The 18,504-nt window shown below is 70.6% G+C and carries 17 protein-coding genes and 1 pseudogene; 5 read left to right on the top strand and 13 right to left on the bottom strand.

Annotated features, from left to right (window positions below; all coding sequences use genetic code 11):
* Positions 1-2: 2 nt before the first annotated feature.
* The 8 genes and pseudogenes from INQ48_13375 to INQ48_13340 form a co-directional block, all read right to left on the bottom strand.
* The gene (locus INQ48_13375; protein ID QRF60137.1) at positions 3-590 is read right to left on the bottom strand and encodes a hypothetical protein; all 588 of its coding nucleotides are present in this window, start codon (positions 588-590) and stop codon (positions 3-5) included.
* 256 nt (positions 591-846) lie between these two features.
* The gene (locus INQ48_13370) at positions 847-1,107 is read right to left on the bottom strand and encodes a hypothetical protein (GenBank protein QRF60136.1); all 261 of its coding nucleotides are present in this window, start codon (positions 1,105-1,107) and stop codon (positions 847-849) included.
* Positions 1,094-1,465: a hypothetical protein gene (locus INQ48_13365; protein ID QRF60135.1), complete on the bottom strand. Its 372-nt coding sequence runs from the start codon at positions 1,463-1,465 to the stop codon at positions 1,094-1,096. Before INQ48_13365 ends, INQ48_13370 begins: the two co-directional genes overlap by 14 nt.
* Positions 1,466-1,482: 17 nt before the next feature.
* The gene (locus INQ48_13360; GenBank protein QRF60134.1) at positions 1,483-2,418 is read right to left on the bottom strand and encodes a hypothetical protein; all 936 of its coding nucleotides are present in this window, start codon (positions 2,416-2,418) and stop codon (positions 1,483-1,485) included.
* Complete coding sequence (locus INQ48_13355; protein ID QRF60133.1) at positions 2,405-4,321, bottom strand: iron-containing redox enzyme family protein; 1,917 nt, start codon at positions 4,319-4,321, stop codon at positions 2,405-2,407. Before INQ48_13355 ends, INQ48_13360 begins: the two co-directional genes overlap by 14 nt.
* A gap of 3 nt (positions 4,322-4,324) precedes the next feature.
* Positions 4,325-5,248: pseudogene (locus tag INQ48_13350) on the bottom strand (fatty acid desaturase).
* Positions 5,232-6,026 (bottom strand): sterol desaturase family protein, encoded by a 795-nt coding sequence (locus INQ48_13345; protein QRF60132.1) that lies wholly within the window; start codon positions 6,024-6,026, stop codon positions 5,232-5,234. Before INQ48_13345 ends, INQ48_13350 begins: the two are co-directional and overlap by 17 nt.
* Positions 6,027-6,036: 10 nt before the next feature.
* A complete protein-coding gene (locus INQ48_13340) occupies positions 6,037-7,623 on the bottom strand; it encodes a phospholipase D family protein (GenBank protein QRF60131.1) in 1,587 nt (528 codons plus the stop codon).
* Positions 7,624-7,841: 218 nt separating this feature from the next.
* On the opposite strand from INQ48_13340, the gene INQ48_13335 reads away from it, so the two are divergent.
* Positions 7,842-8,360, top strand: coding sequence for a peroxiredoxin (locus INQ48_13335; GenBank protein QRF60721.1), 519 nt, complete (start codon positions 7,842-7,844; stop codon positions 8,358-8,360).
* A gap of 42 nt (positions 8,361-8,402) precedes the next feature.
* Complete coding sequence (locus INQ48_13330; GenBank protein ID QRF60130.1) at positions 8,403-9,836, top strand: aldehyde dehydrogenase family protein; 1,434 nt, start codon at positions 8,403-8,405, stop codon at positions 9,834-9,836.
* A gap of 73 nt (positions 9,837-9,909) precedes the next feature.
* Here the strand turns inward: INQ48_13330 and INQ48_13325 are convergent, their stop codons facing one another.
* Both INQ48_13325 and INQ48_13320 read right to left on the bottom strand, forming a co-directional pair.
* On the bottom strand, positions 9,910-10,800 hold the full coding sequence (locus INQ48_13325; GenBank protein QRF60720.1) for a ZIP family metal transporter: 891 nt from the start codon (positions 10,798-10,800) through the stop codon (positions 9,910-9,912).
* A 38-nt stretch (positions 10,801-10,838) separates the two neighbouring features.
* Entirely contained in the window at positions 10,839-11,489 is a 651-nt protein-coding gene (locus tag INQ48_13320) for a superoxide dismutase (protein QRF60129.1), read from the bottom strand.
* Positions 11,490-11,675: 186 nt separating this feature from the next.
* Between INQ48_13320 and INQ48_13315 the strand changes: the two genes are divergently transcribed.
* From INQ48_13315 to INQ48_13305, 3 genes are all read left to right on the top strand, one after another.
* Positions 11,676-12,383: a hypothetical protein gene (locus INQ48_13315; GenBank protein QRF60128.1), complete on the top strand. Its 708-nt coding sequence runs from the start codon at positions 11,676-11,678 to the stop codon at positions 12,381-12,383.
* Between the two features lie 112 nt (positions 12,384-12,495).
* The gene (gene moaA / locus INQ48_13310; protein QRF60127.1) at positions 12,496-13,641 is read left to right on the top strand and encodes a GTP 3',8-cyclase MoaA; all 1,146 of its coding nucleotides are present in this window, start codon (positions 12,496-12,498) and stop codon (positions 13,639-13,641) included.
* An 8-nt stretch (positions 13,642-13,649) separates the two neighbouring features.
* Positions 13,650-14,963, top strand: a complete 1,314-nt coding sequence (locus INQ48_13305; GenBank protein QRF60719.1) for a molybdopterin molybdotransferase MoeA — start codon at positions 13,650-13,652, stop codon at positions 14,961-14,963.
* A gap of 7 nt (positions 14,964-14,970) precedes the next feature.
* On the opposite strand, the gene INQ48_13300 is transcribed toward INQ48_13305, so the two are convergent.
* Genes INQ48_13300 through INQ48_13290 form a run of 3 tightly spaced genes read right to left on the bottom strand, consistent with a single transcriptional unit; the run spans position 14,971 to position 18,494 of the window.
* The gene (locus INQ48_13300; protein QRF60126.1) at positions 14,971-15,948 is read right to left on the bottom strand and encodes a tripartite tricarboxylate transporter substrate binding protein; all 978 of its coding nucleotides are present in this window, start codon (positions 15,946-15,948) and stop codon (positions 14,971-14,973) included.
* Positions 15,949-15,991: 43 nt separating this feature from the next.
* Positions 15,992-17,245: a DUF1254 domain-containing protein gene (locus tag INQ48_13295; protein ID QRF60125.1), complete on the bottom strand. Its 1,254-nt coding sequence runs from the start codon at positions 17,243-17,245 to the stop codon at positions 15,992-15,994.
* Between the two features lie 25 nt (positions 17,246-17,270).
* Positions 17,271-18,494 carry a CoA transferase gene (locus tag INQ48_13290; protein ID QRF60124.1) on the bottom strand — a complete coding sequence of 408 codons (1,224 nt, stop codon included), beginning with the start codon at positions 18,492-18,494 and terminating at the stop codon, positions 17,271-17,273.
* Positions 18,495-18,504: the final 10 nt, after the last annotated feature.

The following is an 18,504-nucleotide window of genomic DNA, read 5'->3' as shown; positions in this document are numbered from 1 at the left end:
CTTCAGAAGAAGCTGGTGCGGTGCTGCGGCACCGTGCCGCTCGCCTGCTGCTGCGGGTCGACGCGCAACGGCACCTCGTGCAGGGTGTCGAAGTCCGAGGGCGCGTCGGGCACGCGCATCACGGCCTCGAGTTCGTGCATCGAGGCCACCCAGCGGCCGGCCGGCGACTCGGCCGGCTCGTCGTTGGCGAAGGTGCCGTCGCGGATGTAGAAGGTCTCGCCCTCGGGGCGCTCGCCGTGCAGCTCGACCAGGCGGGCGATCGAGAAGTTGTAGGTCACCAGCTTCTCGCGCGTCAGGCGGTCCTTGCCGCCGCAGTTGAACGAGCCCTCGGACGCGATCACGATGCACGAGCCGTCCACGCTGCTGTCGGTGCCATGGCCCGAGCGCCAGATGGCGTTGGGCAGCCGCACCCGCACCTTGTCGATGACCAGGTCGCGCTGCTTGTTGAGGCTGCCCAGCGGCGGCACCAGCGAACGCAACTGCCGCAGGCGCTCGGCGAAGTTGTCGTCCATCAGGAATTCCACATGATGCGACGCGCTGCCCGAAGACCGCTTGACCACCTGCATGACCACGTGACGCGGTTTAGCCACGGCAGCTTCCTTTCGCGCGCGCGAACTGTCGCACTACGCCAAAAGCATTCATTGCCTTGCTGCAAATCATCTGATGTCGGCCTGAAATTAGAACTTTTTGACCAATGCAATTACATGCATCAATTGTTTCTAACTGTATAACTATTGCAGTCAACTTGGAAGCCGGACGACGGCATGCCCGCACGGGCATGTCGCCAACGCGTCGCCCCGCCGTGCTAGGCGAGACGGATCGACAAACGCCCTCGCGGGCGCTGGGTCATTCGGGCGAAGACGGCGCAGCCGCGGCGGCTTCCAGCGCCTCGTCGAGCGCCTTGCAGGACGGCGCGCAGACGGTCTGCGACTTGCCGAGTACCTGGCGGGTGCGCAGCTGCGAGCGCACGCGGTGCTTGCCGCACATGAAGCACGACATGGTGGCGCCGCTGAACGACGCGGAGGCGCGGAACGGGGACCCCGGCGTCTTCGACTTGTAGCGCAGGCCGTCTTCCAGGACGGCAGTCTTCACCTCAGCCTTGGCCATCGGTTTCTTCCTTCTTGTTCGGTTCGGGGCGGCGCATGGCGCGCGCGATTGCTTCCCTGGCGCGGGTCTCGGCCGCCAGCGAGGCGTCGAGCGCGGAGCGGCACAGGCCGGCGTGCTGGTAGTTGAGGTTCTCGTACACCTCGGCGGCGGCCGGATAGGCGTCGAGCAGGCGGCTGAGGTCGGCGCCCGATTCGACGTCTTCGAACTCGTGCACCAGGTGCGCGACCACCGAGCGGTACTGCTCGGCACCGACGGGCACCTTGCTGTATTCCAGCCGCTCGAGCAACTGTGCCAGCACATGGGTCACCGACAGATCGGTCTTGGGGGACAGAGTGTGGGTCGTGTTCATGGTCTGCATCTGGGGACAGCATACCCCTATGCAAGTGGCGGGGTGTCGGCCGAAGCCCCTTCCCCGGCCGGGACGAAGCCGGATTCGCCGCCCTCGCCGCTCCTCGCGGCCTTCATGCGCTGCAGCAGGCTGTGCAGCATTTCGGTCGAGAGGCCATGGATCACCAGCCGGTGCCCGGCCCGCAGGGTCGACAGCGGCACCAGCGGATGCTTGTTGTTGACCAGGATCAGGTGCTCGGGCGCCGCCAGGATGGTGGCGGCATAGATGCCGATGGTTTCATCCAGTTGCAGCGAGTTGGCGGCGCGCCAGAAGTCGTTGTCGGTCAGCATCAGCTGGTAGAGCGGCGTGAACAGCTCGATGGCGCTCTGCAGATCGAGGAAGTTGAGCCGCCCATGCGGCATGTCCTCCAGGCGCAGCGCGGGCTCCCGGATCATCGAGAAATCGGGCGCGTCCGCCTTGCCCAGCGCCAGCCCGCGGTCGCGCAGCGCCTGGTTCAGCCGGATCACGAAATTGAACAGGTTCAGGTCGTGCTTGAGGAACATGTCGTCCTTCAGCGCCTCGATGTCCGGCGGCTCCAGCGGCGAGGTGGCCACCGGCGCCGGCGAATTGCGCCCGATGAAGGCCAGCACCTGCGAGCCCAGGTGGAAGTGCCGCAGGATCAGCCAGTTGGCCTCGGGCGAGACGAAATGCTGCAGCCCCCAGGCCAGGATCCGGTGCAGCAGCCGCGAGTGCGACCAGTTGCGTGGCACGAACACCTTCACCACCTGGATCAGGATGATGGTGGCGCGCGCGATCGGCCGCAGGAACGGCAGCAGGTACTGCCGCGAGCCCGAGCTCGAATCGGCGAGCCAGGCCGCCTTGACCTCGTCGGGCAGCGGCGTGCTCTGGTCGAGGTAGAGCGCCAGCCAGGGGCTGGGGTCGCGCTCGTCGTGCCCGCGGGCCAGGAATTCAGGCGTTCGCATGGGAAATCCGCTCGGTGATGTGCTGGAACTGCATCAGGTAGAGGGCGGCCGTGTGGCGCGCCGTGTCGGCGATCTGGCGCGCGGCGCGGGCCTGGCCCTCGACGGCCATCACCATCTCGACCGCGAGCAGCCAGCGGTTCAGGTGGTTCTCGTCGTTGTGGCCGTGGTACTCGAGGAAGCGGAAGGCATCGGGCGGCAGCCGCAGGCTGGCCTTGAGCAGCGGCAGCAGCGCCGGCACGATGCGCTGGCCCGTGCCCTCGATGATGTAGATCGCGCCCAGCAGGCCGATCGGGTCGCGCGTGGCGGCCAGCGCATGCAGGTAGGCGTTGAGCGCCTCGCCGCCGGGGTTGCGGCGCAGGTCCTCGATGCGCTCGACCGTGCCGCCGGCCTTGCGGTAGTCGCCGAACAGGATCTGGAAGTCGTTCTGCTCCTCGCCCGCGTGCACGCCGATCAGCGAGGACAGCGCCTGGTACGGCTCGCTCAGCGAGGCAGCGCCCTCGCGCATCCAGAGGCTGCCTTCGCGCACCTGCGGCACCCACTGCTCCATCCAGTTCAGGTAATCGGCCACGGCGAAGCGGCGCTCGCGGATCTGCCGCACGAGCGGCGTGCGCCAGACGCGCGAGCGGTAGTCGTGCCAGATGGCGGCCAGCTCGGTCAGCAGCGCGCCCAGGCCCTCGGGCGCGGCGGCCGGATCGTGCGGCGGCGCGATCACGAGCTCGTCGTCGGCGGTGGCCACGGTGGCGCGCGGTGCGGCCATCACGGGCGGCGCCTCCACCGCCTCGACCTCGAACAGCATGTAGGCCGCCATGAAGCGCCCCGACTCCGGCACGTAGCAGAAGACCTGCTCGCCGGGCTTCAGCGCGCGGGTATGGAGGAACTCGGCCAGCATCACCAGGATGGAAGCCGCCCCGGTGTTGCCGCGCCACGCGAGATTGCTCCACCAGCGCTCGCGCGGGATCGACAGCTCGGCCTTGGCCATCAGGTCCTCGACCACCGGGATGAACTTCTCCGACGAGTAGTGGCAGAGGAAATGGTCGACGCGCTTCGGATCGACCCAGCCGTCGCGCACCAGCCCCGCGTACTCGTGGATGCCGATGTCGAACAGGTGCGGCAGCAGCCGGATGTCCTGGCGCAGCGACAGCGCGCCGGCCGCCTCGGCCTCGGACCAGGAAGCGAAGTCGAGGTGGCCGCGCGCGCGGTCCTCGGTCAGGCCCAGCTGCATGCAGACCGGGTAGTCACCCGAGAACGAGCGCTGGTGCACCCATTTCAGGCGCAGCCGCAGGCCCGGCGAACCGGCCAGCGCGGGCGCACCGTCGGACAGCAGCAGCGCCCCGGCGCCGTCCGACAGCATCCAGCGCAGGAAGTGCGAGTCGAAGTCGGTCTCATAGCCGCGCGCGGCGAAGCGCGAGCGCTTGAACAGCCGCGAGGGCATCTCGCTGGCCACCGCGAGCGCCGAGCGGTGCGCGCCCAGCTCGATGCCCTGCGCCGCGGCCTGGATCGCCGACACGCCGGCCGCGCAGATGCCGTGCACCGCGAGCGTTTCCATCGGCGCTGCCGCGAGCTCGCCCTGGATCATGTTGGCGAAGCCGGGCATCAGCGTGTCGCCGCCCGAGGAGCCGCTGGCCAGCAGCGACACGCGCGACAGCTCGGCGCCGCCGCGTTGCAGGCAGTCGCGGATCGCGCCGGCCGCCATCTGCGCATTGGTGTGGCGCGTCGCGCCTTCGGCATCGATCGCGTAGTGCCGTGTCTGGATGCCGTTCTCGGCCAGGATGCGGCGCTTGATGCGCTCGGACATCCGGTTGAGCGGCGCGATGAAGTCGTCCATGCGCTCGTTGGGCACGGGGTCGCCCGGCATGAAATAGCCGGCGCTTTCGAGGTAGACGCGTTGGAAGGGAACTGGCATGTGTCAGGAAGTGAAGGAATCGCCCGGCATCAGCAGTCGGCTGCGCCATCGCGGCCAGAGCGCGCCGAGCACGAACACGCGCGCCATGTACGGCACCAGCCCGCCCTCGTTGAGCGACGGATCGACCCGCGCACGGTAGTGCGTGCGATGCAGATGCGTGAGCTCGGACCAATGGGCATGCGGGTTCTCGTGGTGCGCCGTGTGGAGCCCGATGTTGAACAGCAGCGGATTGACCCAGCCCTCGAAATTGCGCGCGTAGTTCAGCGGGGTACCCGGGGTATCGCCGCGCGCCCCTCGTTCGGGCCGGCGGCCGTCGGCATGCGCATGCTGCAGGTAGTTGGTGGCCAGCAGCCAGTGCAGGCCGTGCAGCTGCGGCAGGATCACGAACACCAGCGCCTTGCGCCAGTCGAGCGCGAGCAGCGCGGCCCAGCTCGCGAGCCACAGCGCCTACTGCGCCATGCAGTAGCGCCAGGCCCCGCGCCGATGGCGATGCAGCCGACCCAGCCACGCGATGAACAGCGGGAACAGCACCCACACCGCCTGGAACGGATGCAGCAGGTAGCCGCGCAGGTGGTTGCTGTCGCCGCCGAAGCGGTAGGTGCGCGCCACGTCCTTCGGCCCATGGCGATGGCGGTGGTGGTTCGCCACGTGCGCCGGCCAGAACACGAAGGTCGGATGGCCCTGCAGCAGCGTGATCCAGGAGTCGGTCAGCCGGTTCATGCGCCGGCCGCGCCACATGCGCAGGTGCACGTGGTTGTGGTGGATCACGCCGACGCCGAGCGTGAGGAACAGCATCGGCGCATAGAGCCAGGGGCTGAAGCCGTGCACCCATTGCCATGCGGCCAGTGCCGGCAAGGCCGCCAGGTAGAGCAGGCTCTGCCAGTCGCGCCAGTGACGCAGCCGCGGCATCTCAGGCCGGCCTGCCATCGTGCGTGGCCGCACGGCCGCGCTGCCTGTCGCGAAAGCCCCGGAACAGCGGCTCGGCCGCGTCGGCCGCGATGCGGGTGCCGAAGAGCCGGTCCATGAAGGTGAACTGGAAGCCGTAGTTGCCGTTGTGGCAGGCGTGGTGCAGGTGATGGCGGCGGCTGGCCGCGAACCAGTGGCTGTACGACACGCGCGGGAAGAAGTCGTAGTTCGAATGCCCGACGCTGTTGAAGAACAGGCTGAACACCGGCACCGAGGCCAGCGACCAGAAGCTGAAGTCGTGCAGCACCATCGGCAGCAGGATCACGTTGCCGAGCATCGCGGCCTCCAGCGGATGGAAGCTGTAGGTGGCCCAGGGCGTGGTCACGAAGGAGCGGTGATGCGGCCCGTGGAAGCGCCGCAGCCAGCGCGTGTGCAGCAGCCGGTGGTTGAGCCAGAAATGCACTTCGTTCCACAGCGCGAGCACCACGATCTCGGCCACGACCTGGCGCCAGCCAGCATCGGGATCGAGCCGCGCCCAGCCCAGCTGCAGCAGCGCCCAGGGAAACACCATGCCGAGCCCGAAGATCAGCACCGAGATGCCCGACTGCGTGAGCTCGCGCCGCAATTGCCCGGGCTGCAGCGGCCGCGGATCGAGCACCCGCCCAATGCCCAGCGCCGGCAGCACGCGCTTCGTCAGCAGGGTGTTGAGCGCGCCGAAGCCGAGGTAGATGCCGCCGAAGAACAGCAGCCCCCACAGCATCACCTGCGGGGCGGAAAGGGACGTGAAGGTCTGCGCCATCCCCCCGAGGCTACAGCAGCATCTCGGGCACGATCGGGGCGATCAGCATGTTGTAGAAGCGCTGGAAGAAATCCGACTCGGGCTCGGCGGTCAGGATCAGCTCCTTCTCGCCGTCGGTCGTGAGCCATTCCAGCGTGCCGGTGCCCTTGGCCAGCCGCAGCCGGTAGGAGTTCTGCAGCTTGCTGATGTTGATCACGCGCAGCATCTCGCGCGCGAGCTGCGGGCTGTCGGCCACCACGCCCATCTCGGTGTTCTGGCTGGCCGAGCGCGGGTCGAGATTCATCGAGCCGATGAAGATGCGGCGCTTGTCGATGGCCGCGGTCTTGGCATGCAGCCGGCCCAGCGACTTGCCGAACATGCCGAAGCGCTCGCCCGCGCTGGTGCGCTTGGGGCTCAGCTCGTAGACGTCGGCGCCGCTGCGCAGCAGCCGTTCGCGGTAGCGCACGTAGCCGGTGTGCACCAGCGGTTCGTCGTTGGCGGCCAGCGAGTTGGTCAGCAGCGTGAGCTTGACCTTGCGCTTCGTCAGTTCCTCGAAGGCCGCCATGCCGCGCTCGCCCGGCACCAGGTAGGGCGAGGTCAGGTCGACCTCGCTCTGCGCGTCGAGCATCAGGGTCCAGACCTTCATCGTCACGCTGGTGGCGATGGCCTCCTCGGCGGTCATGGTGGTCGGCTTGGTCGGCGGATCGGCGATGGCGCGCGCCTCGCCCCACAGCAGGCCCATGCGGCCCGCGTCGAGCTCCTCGGCGATCGGTCCGTAGCCGAGGATGTCGACCGGCGGCAGCACGATCTTCGGCGGCGGCGCGGCCATGCCGATCCAGGCATCGAAATCGGCCGCGCCCGGCGCACGGCCGCCCTCGCCCGTCACGATGTCGGCCACCGGCCAGACCTGCCGGCTGTTCCAGTAAGTGTCGAAGATCGATTCGAGCTGCGGCACCACCTTGCCGACCACCAGCGCGTCCATGTCGATGAAGTTCTGCGCCTCGCTGAGCACGAAGTACTCGTCGGCGATGTTGCGCCCGCCCACCACCGCCATCGCGCCGTCGGCGATGAACAGCTTGTTGTGCATGCGGTGGTTGAGCCGTGCGATCTCCAGCGGCGAGGCCGCGAAGCGCGACAAGAGCCCGCCGCCGCGCCCGCAGCAGAAGGGATTGAACAGCCGCACCTGCACGTTGGGCACGGCGGCCAGCGCCAGCAGCAGTTGCTGGCTCTTCATGGTGTAGAGGTCGTCGACCAGCAGGCGCACCTGCACGCCGCGCGCGGCGGCTTCGCGCAGCGAGCGCAGCAGCAGCCGGCCGGTGGCGTCGTTCTCGAGCTGGTAGTACTGCACCACGAGCGAGCGCTGGGCCCGCTGTGCGAGCTGGATGCGCGCGTCGAGCGAATACACGCCCAGCGGCATCAGCCGGAAGCCCGAGTGCTCGCCGGGCGGCGTCGAGGCCTCGGCGATCTTCGCGAGCCGGGTCGAGGGATCGAAGGCCGCGGCATGCTCGGCGGGCCGTTCGCGCGCGGGCGGCAGCGCACCGCAGGCGGCGAGCGTCGCGGCCACGCCAAGGGCGTACACGAGGCGCAGCGCGCGCCGGATCCAGGCATTCGTCGTCATTCCGTTCTTCCCCGCCATCGGCGCGATGAGCGCGCTCCCGGGGCCGCATCTTCCCTCTTTTCGATGGCGGCCCCTGCGGCAAGTACGGCGCGCACGCCGCGCCGGTTTCAGCGCCGGCATCGTCCTAGAATCCGCCCCCACAGCGACCGGAGCACACCGCCATGCAACTTCCGACCTCCTCGCGCGCGGCATTCGGAACCCTCACCCTCACCCTCACCCTGGCCGCGGCGGCGCTCTGCGCACCCGCCCACGCGGCGCTCGACATCGGCGACCCCGCGCCCCGCTTCACCGCCACCGCCGCGCTCGGCGGCAAGACCTTCCGCTACTCGCTGGCCGACGCGCTCGCCAAGGGACCGGTGGTGCTGTACTTCTTCCCGGCCGCCGACTCGAACGAGTGCTCGATCGAGGCCCATGCCTTCGCCGAGGCCATCGACCAGTTCGCGGCCCTGGGCGCGACCGTGATCGGCGTCTCGGCCGACGACATTGACACGCTGTCGAAGTTCTCGGTCAAGTCCTGCCAGAGCCGCTTTCCGGTGGCCTCCGACGAGTCGAAGAGCGTGATCCAGTCCTTCGACGCGGTGATGCAGACCCGGCCCGACTTCGCCAACCGGCTGTCGTACGTGATCGCGCCCGACGGCAAGGTCGCGTCGTACTACCAGAACCTCAATCCCGACAAGCATGTCGAGCGCATGCTCAATGCGGTGAAGGCACTGCCCAGGGCCGCGGCCGGGCGCTGACCGCCGCGCGGGGTTTCGCCGCTTCGCGCAGAATCCCGGCCCATGCAGCTCAACTTCATCGCCAACGCCGACGTTCCCTCGGCCTCCGGCCGCACCCTCCCCGTCATCGACCCTTCCGACGGCCAGCCCTACGACGAGATCCAGCGCAGCAATGCCGCCGACATCGACAGCGCGGTGCGCGCCGCGCGCGACTGCTTCGAGGGCGTGTGGCACAAGGTCAGCGCGGCCGACCGCGGCCGGCTGCTGTTCAAGCTCTCGCTGAAGATCGCCGAGCATGTCGACGAGCTCGCGGCCATCGAGCAGCGCGACTGCGGCAAGCCCGTGAAGCAGGCGCGCGCCGATGCGCTCGCGCTGGTGCGCTACTTCGAGTTCTATGCCGGTGCCTGCGACAAGCTGCACGGCGAAACCATCCCCTACCAGGACGGCTATAGCGTCTTCACCTGGCGCGAGCCGCACGGCGTGACCGGCCACGTGATCCCCTGGAACTACCCGATGCAGATCTTCGGGCGCAGCGTGGGCGGCGCGCTCGCGGCCGGCAACGTCTGCGTGGTCAAGCCGGCCGAGGACGCCTGCCTGTCGCTGATCCGCGTGGCGCAGCTCGCGGCCGAGGTGGGCTTCCCGGCCGGCGCGCTCAACATCGTCACGGGCTACGGCCACGAGGTGGGCGACGCGCTCGCGCGCCACGAGGGCATCGACCACATCAGCTTCACCGGCAGCCCGAAGATCGGCACGCTGATCCAGCAGGTGGCGGCCGAGCGGCATTGCCCGGTCACGCTCGAGCTCGGCGGCAAGAGCCCGCAGATCATCTTCGCCGACGCCAACCTCGACGCGGCGATCCCGGTGCTGATCAACGCCATCGTGCAGAACGCCGGCCAGACCTGCTCGGCCGGCTCGCGCGTGCTGGTCGAGCGGGCCATCTACGAACCGCTGCTCGAGCGCCTGGGCCACGCCTTCGAGGCGCTGCGCGTGGGCCCGGCCGCGATGGACCTCGACGTCGGTCCGCTGATCCGCCAGACCCAGCAGCAGCGCGTGTGGGATTTCCTCAGCGACGCGCAGGTGGCCGGCATCCCGATGGTGGCGCAGGGCATCGTGGTCGACGAAGCGCCCGAGACCGGCTTCTACCAGGCACCCACGCTGCTGCGCGACGTGCCGGTGACCCACCGCCTCGCACAGGAGGAAGTGTTCGGCCCGGTGCTCGCCGCCATGGCCTTCGCCGACGAGGACGAAGCGGTGGCACTTGCCAACGCCACCCAGTTCGGCCTGGTCGCCGGCATCTGGACCGAGAACGGCGCGCGCCAGTTCCGCATGGCCAAGCGCGTGCGCAGCGGCCAGGTGTTCATCAACAACTACGGCGCCGGCGGCGGCGTCGAGCTGCCCTTCGGCGGCGTGAAGTCCTCGGGCTACGGCCGCGAGAAGGGCTTCGAGGCGCTGTACGGCTTCACCACGCTGAAGACGGTGGCGGTGAAGCACGGCTGAGATCGCCTCCCTTCAAGAAAAAACGCGGCGGACCGCCAGGCCCGTCGCGTTTTTTCTTGCGGCTAGCAGCCGCTCAGCCTAGCGCCGTATCGAGCAGCATCATCAGCACGAAGCCCACCATCAGCCCGCCGGTGGCGAAGGCCTCGTGCCCCTTGCGGTGCGACTCGGGAATGATCTCGTGGCTGATCACGAACAGCATCGCGCCCGCAGCGAAGCCGAGCCCCCAGGGCAGCAGCATCGCCGAATGGCCGACCACGGCCGCGCCGAGCACCGCGCCCAGCGGCTCGACCAGGCCCGAGGCCATGCCGATCAGCACGGCGAACATGCGGCTGTAGCCCGCGGCCAGCAGCGCCACCGCCACCACCAGGCCCTCGGGCACGTCCTGGATCGCGATGCCGGTGGCCAGCGCGTCGGCGCGCAGGCCGTTGTTGGCCGCGTAGCCGACACCGATCGCCAGCCCCTCGGGCACGTTGTGCAGCGCGATCGCGAACACGAAGAGCCACGTGCGCCGGATCTGGCGCGCCGCCTGCCCCTCGCGGCCCTTGATGAAATGCTCGTGCGGCAGCACGCGGTCCATCACCATCAGCGCGATGCCGCCGAGCAGGATCGCGCTGCCGATCACGCCACCGGCCGCCCAGTCGCCGCCGCCGAAGACGCCGATCGACTTGGCGGCCTCGAGGCCCGGAATGATCAGCGAGAACGCGCAGGCCGCGAGCATCACGCCGGCGCCGAAGCCGAACAGCGTGTCCTGCACGCGGTCGGGCAGGCGCTGCGAGAAGATCACGGGCGTGGTGCCCAGCGCCGTGGCGAAGGCCGCCACCGAGCCGCCGAGGAGCGCGTTCCAGACCACCGGGTCGGCGGTCACGAAACGCCAGAAGTGCGCCACCACGACGAGCGCGCCGGCCGCCACGATCGCCAGCCCGAGCCATTCGCGCGCGCTGCGGGCGGGACGCGGGCCGTGCATGGCGGGGGCCGCGGCCGGTTGCTCGGAGCTGGCGGGGTTCATGCGTCGGGATTTCCGCCGCGCAGCGCCGCGGCATGGCGACGGGCCACCTCGGCCCAGTTCACGACGTTGTAGAAGGCCGCGATGTATTCCGGGCGGCGGTTCTGGTACTTGAGGTAGTAGGCGTGCTCCCACACGTCGAGCCCGAGGATCGCCGCGTTGCCCGAGCCGATGCCGCGCATCAGCGGGCTGTCCTGGTTGCCGCTGCTCTCCACCGCGAGCTTGCCGGCGGGCGTGACCGTGAGCCAGGCCCAGCCGCTGCCGAAGCGCGTGAGCGCGGCCTTGGTGAAGGCCTCCTTGAAGGCCTCGAAGCCGCCGAGGTCGGCATCGATGGCCTTGGCGAGCTCGCCTTCGGGCAAGCCGCCGCCGCCCTGGCCCACGGGCGCCATCACGGTCCAGAACAGGCCGTGGTTGGCGTGGCCGCCGCCGTTGTTGCGCACCGGCGCGCGCAGGGCCTCGGGCAATTGCTCGACGCCGGCGATCAGCGCCTCGACCGGCTGGCCTTCGTGCGGCGTGTCCTTCAGCGCGGCGTTGAGGTTGTTGACGTAGGTCTGGTGGTGCTTGCCGTGGTGGATTTCCATCGTCTGCGCGTCGATGTGCGGCTCGAGCGCGTCGAAGGCATAGGGCAAGGCGGGAAGAACGTAGGGCACGATGACAAAGCTCCTGGTTGAAAGAAGCCCTTTGCGTCGTCCATTCGCTACGTACTCAGGCGCACAAATGATAATAGTTCGCATTGTCCATGTCCAGACAGGCGGCATGGGAATGACGAGAACCCGCCAGACGGGTTGCGGCCGATACACTGGCCGGGCCGTCGCCGCCCGCGCAAAGAACGCCCGATGAACGCTCCACGCCCCCTGCCCTTCGTCCGCCTCCTCCCCGTGCTGGCGCTCGCCGCCGCCGGCCTCGCCCGTGCCGACTTCGCCTCGCCGCCGCCCGGCGAGTACATCTACCAGGGCGGCAACGGCGCGCTGCGCATCAAGCCCAACGGCCATTTCGACATCACGACCATCGGCGCCAACGCCCACACCTGCGCCCTCGACGGCACGCTCGCGCGCGGCACGGCGAAGCTCGATGACTCGAGCTGCGTGGTGAACTTCACCGTCGACGGCGGCACGGTCAAGGTCGGCAGCAACGGCGTCGACCAGTGCCGCGACAGCTGCGGCGCCCGCGCCACCTTCGAGGGCACCTACACCCGCCCGGCCCCGGCCTGCACCGACCGGGCCGTGGCCGCCTCGCGCCAAAGCTTCAAGCGCCGCTACGACGCGCGCGACTACGCCGCCGCCCTCACCACGCTGGCGCCGGTGCTCAGCCAGTGCGACAAGACCCTGGACTGGATCAGCAAGGGCTGGATGCGCAACGACCTCGCGCTGACCCAGTACAAGCTCGGCGACCGCGCCGCCTGCCTGCAGACCCTGGCGCCGCTGGCCGAAAGCGCGGGCAAGAGCGACGAGCAGATCCAGGAGGAGTACCCGCCGGCCGACGCCGAGATCTACCTGCCGGTAGTGCGCGCCACCCGCACCAACCTCAAGCTCTGCCGCGGTTGAACGGCTCCGAATCGCCGAAGCTTGACCGCGGGCAAGGTCCGCCGCGGCGCGATCCAGTAGCCTGCGCGGCACGGGCCCTTGGCCCATGGCGCAAAATCGGAGCTTCCGCCCCATGAACAACCGCAGCAGCCACAGCACCGTCATCCCGATCGCCGAGATCGGCCGCGCGCGCCCCGCCCCCGTCGTGCCCGGCGTTGCGCTGCCCGCCACCGGCGTGCTGCACGACCGCCTGGGCCGGCCGCTGACCGACCTGCGCATCAGCGTGACCGACCGCTGCAACTTCCGCTGCAGCTACTGCATGCCGAAGGACGTGTTCGACAAGGACTACCAGTACCTGCCGCACAGTGCGCTGCTGAGCTTCGAGGAGATCACGCGGCTGGCGCGCCAGTTCGCCGCGCACGGCGTGCGCAAGATCCGGCTGACCGGCGGCGAGCCGCTGCTGCGCAAGAACATCGAGGGCCTGATCGAGCAGCTCGCCGCGCTGCGCACGCCCACGGGCGAGCCGCTCGAGCTCACGCTCACCACCAATGGCTCGCTGCTCAAGCGCAAGGCCGCCGCGCTCAAGGCCGCCGGCCTGCAGCGCGTGACCGTGAGCCTCGACAGCCTCGACGACGCCGTGTTCCGCCACATGAACGACGTCGACTTTCCCGTCGCCGACGTGCTCGCCGGCATCGAGGCCGCGCATGCCGCCGGCCTGGGCCCGATCAAGGTCAACATGGTGGTCAAGCGCGGCACCAACGAGCAGGAGATCCTGCCGATGGCGCGCCACTTCCGCGACCAGCTCGACGGCAAGGTCGTGCTGCGTTTCATCGAGTACATGGACGTCGGCGCCACCAACGGCTGGCGCATGGACGAGGTGCTGCCCTCGGCCGAGGTCGTCGCGCGCATCGGCGCCGAGTTCCCGCTGCGCCCGCTCGAGGCCAGCGCGGCCGGCGAGACCGCCCAGCGCTGGGCCTATGCCGACGGCCGCGGCGAGATCGGGGTCATCAGCAGCGTCACGCAGGCCTTCTGCCACGACTGCAGCCGCGCGCGGCTGTCGACCGAGGGCAAGCTCTACCTGTGCCTGTTCGCGAGCGCCGGCCACGACCTGCGCCCGCTGCTGCGCGGCGGCGCCAGCGACGAGGAGATCGCATCGGCCATCGGCCATGTCTGGCAGGGCCGCGCCGACCGCTACTCGGAACTGCGCGCGCTGCGCGGCCCCGACGACGGCGGCGCCAAGACGCAGCGCCGCGTCGAGATGAGCTACATCGGCGGATGAGCGCTCCGATGGGCCGCATCGCCGACATCGCCGCCGGCCTCGCCGGCCACGACCCCCAGGACCTCGGCGTCGACGGCGTGCGCGGCTTCATCGAGCGGCTGGTCGAGGGCGCCGTCGTCGCGCAGCATGAACAGCTCGGCCTGCGCCAGGCGCTCGGGCGGGTGCTGGCCGAGGACATCGTCTCGCCCGTCAGCGTGCCGCCGCACGACAACTCCGCCATGGACGGCTTCGCCTTCGACGGCGCGCTGCTGCGCGACGACGCGCCCAGCGATGCCTCGGTCTCGCTGCGCATCGTCGGCACCGCGCTGGCCGGCGCCACCTGGCGCGGCGCGCTGGCCGCGGGCGACGCGGTGCGCATCATGACCGGCGCCGTCATGCCCACCGGGCTCGACACCGTGATCCCGCAGGAGTTCTGCCGCGTCGAGGACGATCGCCTGAGCTTCCCCGCGCGCGTGGTGCGCCGCGGCGACAACCGCCGCCTCGCGGGCGAGGACCTGATGCAGGGCCAGCCCGCGCTGCGCCGCGGCCAGCGGTTGTCGCCCGCCGCGCTCGGCATGGTCGCGAGCCTGGGCCTGACCGGCGTGCCGGTGCTGCGCCGGCTGCGCGTGGCCTGCCTGTCGACCGGCGACGAGATCCTCGAGGTCGGCGACGCGCCGCGCGAGGGCGCGGTCTACGACAGCAACCGCTACACCGTCACCGCCCTGCTCGAGCGGCTGGGCTGCGAGGTGATCGACCTCGGCCTGGTGCGCGACGATCCCGCTTCGCTGGCGGCGGCCGTGCAGCGCGCCGCGCGCGAGGCCGATGCCATCGTCACCAGCGGCGGCGTCAGCGCCGGCGCGGCCGACCACACGCGCGACGTGATGCGGCAGCTCGGCGACATCGCCTTCTGGCGCGTCGCGATGCGTCCGGGCCGGCCGATGGCCGTGGGCCTGATCCCGCGCGAGCCCCAGGGCTCGGAATCCGCCGTGCTGTTCGGCCTGCCCGGCAATCCGGTCGCCGTGATGGTCACCTTCCTCGCCTTCGTGCGGCCCGCGTTGCTGCGCATGATGGGCTGCCATGCCGCCGCTGCCGCGCACCCGCCGCTGCTGCGCGCGCGCAGCCTCGGGCCGATCCGCAAGAAGCCGGGCCGCACCGAGTACCAGCGCGGCTTCGTGCAGTCGGTGCCCGGTGCGCTGCCCGAGGTGCGGGTGGCGCTCAACCAGGGCTCGGGCGTGCTCAGCTCGATGGTCGAGGCCAACGGGCTCGTGGTGCTGCACCACGACCAGGGCCCGGTGGCCGCGGGCGACGAGGTCGACGTGATGATGTTCGACGGGATCGTCTAGGGCCTTTTCACTCCGCCGTGATGTTCGCGGCCTTGATGATCTGGGCCCACTTGCGCGTCTCGCTGCCGATGAACGCGCTGAACTCTGCGGCGCTGCCGCCACGCAGTTGCAGTCCTGCCGCCTCGGCCTTGCGGCGCACGTCCGCGTCGGCCACGGCCGCGTTGATCTCGGCATTCAGGCGCTCGACGATCGCGGCCGGCGTGCCCGCGGGCGCCAGCATGCCGTACCAGCCGTAGCCCACCACCGAGGGCAGGCCCTGCTCGTGCAGGGTCGGCGCATCGGGGTACAGCGGCGAACGCTCCTCGTTGGCCACGCCCAGCACCCGCAGCTTGCCGGCCTGGATGTGCGGCACCGCGGTCGAGATGGCGGTCAGGGTGGCGTCGATGCGCCCGGCCAGCAGCTCGGTGTAGGCCGGTGCGTCGCCGCGGTACTGCACCACCACGCCCTTGGCGCCCGCGGCGCGCAGCAGCAGCTCGGCCGTCAGGTGCGGCGCCGAGCCCGCGCCCGGCGAGCCGAAGGTCGCGCCCCCGGGCTGCGCCTTCGCGTGCTTCACGAACTCGGCCAACGTCTTGTAGGGCGCCTGGGCATTGACCACCAGGAACAGCGGCGCGATCGCGGTGCTGGCGATGGCGGCGAAGCTCCTGTGCACGTCGTACGGCAGGTCCTTGTACAGCGCCTCGCCGATGGCGATCGGCGCGGCGGCATGCAGCAGCGTGTAGCCGTCGGGCGGCGCCTTGGCCACGAAGTCGTTGGCGATGCGCGTGCCCGCGCCCGCCTTGTTCTCGACCACGATGCCCTGGCCCAGCCGGCGCCCGAGGAAGTCGCCGAGCACGCGCGTGAGGATGTCGTTGGAGCCGCCCGCGCCATAGGGCGAGATCATGCGGATCGGCCGCGCGGGCCAGGCCTGCGCGAAAGCCGGTGCGCTCCAGGGCAGCGCCAGGCCGGCGGCCGCGGCGAGAAGGTGGCGGCGGTTCAGGGTCGTCATGCGTGTCGTCTCCATTTTTCTAAGTGTGTTCGTTCGTCGTGTCTCAAGCCTGCCGGATCGGCGGATAGTCGAAGCGCAGCGCTAGATGGTCGGCATGCGGCTGATAGAGCCTCAGCACCACATAGAACCGCTCGTCGCGCGGCGCGGGCAGCCAGTTCATGCCCGGCCCGGGATCGTCGGCCTGCAGCCGGATCGCGAGGCTGCCGTCGGCCTCGTGGCACAGGCCCGGCGTGCGGTCGCCGATCGAATAGCGCGCGATCGGGTTGGCCACGAACAGGCAGTCGCTGCGCCGGTACATCGTGAGCGACCAGAAGGCGCCCACCTTCGGCACCCGGCCCGGCGCGAAGCGCAGCTCGTAGCACCGCGAGCCGTCAAGCGGCTCGCCCCGCGCGTCGACCTCGGCCGTCGGGTACATCGCCTCATCGATGCCGAGCGCGCCGATGAAGTTGCGCGCGATGCGCGCGCGCGTCGGCAGATCGTCGCCCCAGTGCGTGCGCACCAAGACCGGGATGGCCCAGCCGCCGCCGAGGTCGTGCGGCTGGCCGGCGTTGCGCAGGCCTTCGTAGACGGCCGGCAATGCGGCCTCGAGCGCGCCGGCCGCGGGCGGCCATGCGAGCCGCTCGCCCTCGGGCACGGGATTGCGCCGCAGCGCGGCCTCCACGACCTGTCGATACAGCTCGGGCGCGGGGATGCGCGTGTCGCGGCCGTCGAGCACGGTGTCCACGCGCATCGCAGCGTCCGCGCCATCGAGCCGCACGAGCCGCAGGCCCGCCTGCAATGCGCGCACGCGCTCGGCATCGGCGCCGTCGTCCTCCACGAGGATGCGGCCGATCAGCCAGACGTCGTCGCCCGCCGCGCGGATCGTGTGCGTGATGCCCTCGGGCACGGCGCCGCGCCAGCCCGGCGCATGGACCAGCGTGCGCTGCGCCCGGTTGCCGGTGGTGCGCCGCCCCACGTAGGCGAAGGGGTTGGTCCAGGCATCGAGCAGCCCGAGGGTCCAGTAGCGCTCGCCCATGTCGGGCGACTCGATGACCACCGGCCCCTCGCGGAGGTCGAGCCAGGCGTTGCTGTAGACGGTGTCGTTGTTCGGGCTCACCACCTCCCGGTCCTCGGGTCCGAGGCGGCGGTGCGTGTGGGTGAACTGGTTGACCCAGCGCATGCCGGTGCCCGGTTCCGTCGCGGCGAAGCCCAGTCGTGGATGGCAGCGCGCGGTGGTCGCGGCGCGCATGCGCATCATCTCGAACAGCGGCAGCGTCTGGACGACCGCGGCTTCGTCGGGGTGTGTGAACAGGTCCATGGTGTTTTCGTCTCTCATCCGGCGCTCAGGCCACGGCGCCGTCGCGGCGCAGTTGAGCGATTTCCTGCGCGCCGAAGCCCAGCGCGCCCAGCACCTCGTCGGTGTCCGCGCCGCAGGCGGAGGCGGCGCGCGGCCGGGCGCGCGGCGCGTCGCCCAGGCTGTAGGGCAAGGCGAGCGAGGGGTAGCGGCTGCCGTCGGCCGCGACCGCGTCGACCAGCATGCCGCTGGCCTGCACGTCCTCGCTGTCGAGCACCTGCCGGTAGCTGCGCACCGCGCCGACGACGATCTGGTTGCGGCTCAGCAGCGCCACGCACTCCTCGCTCGTGAACGCGGACAGGCATTCGCGCAGCACCGCGCGCAGCTCGGCGCGGTGCCGCACGCGCAGCGCGTTGCTGCGAAAGCGCGGATCGTCCGCGAGCGCCTCGCGCCCCACGACGCGGCAGAAGCGCGCCCAGTGCTCGTCCGCATAGGCCGACAGCACGATGTGCCCGTCGCGCGTGGGCACCACCTCCGCGGCCGGCGCGTTGTTCGGCTGGCCGTCGCCGATGCGCGTCGGCTCGGGCGCGCCGCCCAGGTAGTCGCACCAGGTGGTGGCCTGCAGGTGCAGCGCCACCTCCAGCAGCGAGGTGCGCAGCGTCTCGCCCCGGCCGGTGCGCGTGCGGCCATAGAGCGCCGCCAGCACCGCCTGCGCGCCCAGGTGCCCCGCGGCCGCGTCGATGACCGGCACGCCCACCTTCTGCGGCAGCCGGTCCGGCTCGCCCGTCACCGACATCAGCCCGCTCTCGGCCTGCGCGGCCACGTCGTAACCGGGACGCGCGCTCGAGGGCCCGCGGCTGCCGAAGCCCGAGATCGAGAGGTAGATCAGCTTCGGGAAGCGCTCGCGCACCGGCTCCGGCCCGAAGCCCAGGGCTTCCACCGCGCCCGGGCGCAGGTTCTGGATCAGCACGTCGCTGCCCTCGATCAGCCGCCATGCGACCGCGCGCCCGGCCTCGCTCTTGAGGTCGAGCGCGATCGAGCGCTTGCCGCGGCTGTAGGCCCGGATCATCGACTCGCCGTAGCGCCCGATGTGGCGCGCCTGGTCGCCCGCGATCGGCTCGATCTTGATGACCTCGGCGCCCAGCTCGGCCAGCACCATCGCCGCGCCCGGGCCGGCGATGTACTGCCCCATGTCGATCACGCGCACGCCCGCCAGCGGTGCCGCGGGGCCGGTTGTCTCGGTCGTTGTATCGGTCGTTGTCTCGGTGTTCATCGGCCCGGAC

The organism is Variovorax paradoxus (genome assembly GCA_016806145.1).
In the GTDB taxonomy this organism is placed as follows: Bacteria; Pseudomonadota; Gammaproteobacteria; order Burkholderiales; family Burkholderiaceae_C; genus Variovorax.
Note: the sequence above shows the minus strand (reverse complement) of the source record. Positions and strands in the feature narration are given on the sequence as shown.